The following is a 1,185-nucleotide window of genomic DNA, read 5'->3' on the forward strand; positions in this document are numbered from 1 at the left end:
GACACCACCCGGAACCACGTTCGCCTCGGTGAGCACCGTCTCCACGCTGGCCCCACCGGCACCCAGGCTCGCGAGCAGCTTCTTGAATCCCATGAACTTCACTCCTTCTCGGTCCTGACCCCTACATACGCGCGACGACCGTAGCCGGTTCCCCAGGGGATCCCGTTACGCTCGGACGCCATGAGCGAGACCCCCGACCGTACGCCGCTCCCGCGAGCCTTCTTCGACCGCCCGGTCCTGGAGGTGGCCCCCGACCTCCTCGGCCGCACCCTCGTCCGCAATTCCGACGAGGGCCGGATGGAACTGCGCCTCACGGAGGTGGAGGCGTACGCCGGCGCGATCGACCCCGGCTCGCACGCCTTCCGGGGACGCACGGCCCGCAACGCCGTCATGTTCGGCCCGCCCGGACACGCGTACGTCTACTTCACCTACGGCATGTGGCACTGCCTCAACCTGGTGTGCGGTCCCGAGGGCCACGCGAGCGGGGTCCTGCTGCGGGCGGGCGAGATCCTCACGGGCGCCGACCAGGCCCGTCCCCGCCGCCGCTCGGCCCGCTACGACCACGAGCTGGCGAAGGGCCCCGCGCGCCTGGCCACGGCCCTCGACGTCGCGCTCTCCCTGAACGGCACCGACACCTGCGCCGGCCCGGACGCCCCCCTGACCGTCCTCACCGGCACCCCACCCGAGCCGCACCGCATCCGCACCGGACCCCGCACGGGTGTCGGCGGCGACGGCGCCCCTCACCCCTGGCGCTTCTGGATCGAGGAGGACCCGACGGTGAGTCCGTACCGCGCCCACACACCCCGGAAGCGTAGACTTGACTCCGAAGAACCGAACGCCTAACGTAGCCCGAGCAGCTGGTGAACGGGCCTGCTTCTTCAAGCACCCCGCAGCAGCCACCCACTACTGAAGATGACGCCCCAGCAGGGGTCTATTCCGGCATGCCGGAATTGGAATTCGAATGGCTCGATTATGAGTCGCCGAATGGATCAGCTAAAGTAGTGACAACGCCGAGAGGCGAAAGGCAGCCAACAGGCCACCAGATACAAATTCCGAACCGGAAACGGAACGGAAACGGATCTGGTAAGATTGGAAACACGAAGTACCGGAGGGAAAAGCCCGGAGGAAAGCCCGTGAGGGTGAGTACGAAGGAAGCGTCCGTTCCTTGAGAACTCAACAGCGTGC

At 67.3% G+C, this 1,185-nt stretch carries 2 protein-coding genes; one reads left to right on the forward strand and one right to left on the reverse strand.

Features of this window, described 5'->3' with window-relative positions; translation table 11 throughout:
- On the reverse strand, nt 1-93 hold a 93-nt coding region (locus ACFWUY_RS41810; protein WP_384122366.1), incomplete at its 3' end, for a sporulation protein.
- A gap of 87 nt (nt 94-180) precedes the next feature.
- Between ACFWUY_RS41810 and ACFWUY_RS41815 the strand changes: the two genes are divergently transcribed.
- Nucleotides 181-843, forward strand: coding sequence for a DNA-3-methyladenine glycosylase (locus ACFWUY_RS41815; RefSeq protein WP_384122362.1), 663 nt, complete (start codon nt 181-183; stop codon nt 841-843).
- The last annotated feature ends 342 nt before the right edge of the window (nt 844-1,185 follow it).

Source organism: Streptomyces sp. NPDC058664 (assembly GCF_042716635.1).
In the GTDB taxonomy this organism is placed as follows: domain Bacteria; phylum Actinomycetota; class Actinomycetes; order Streptomycetales; family Streptomycetaceae; genus Streptomyces.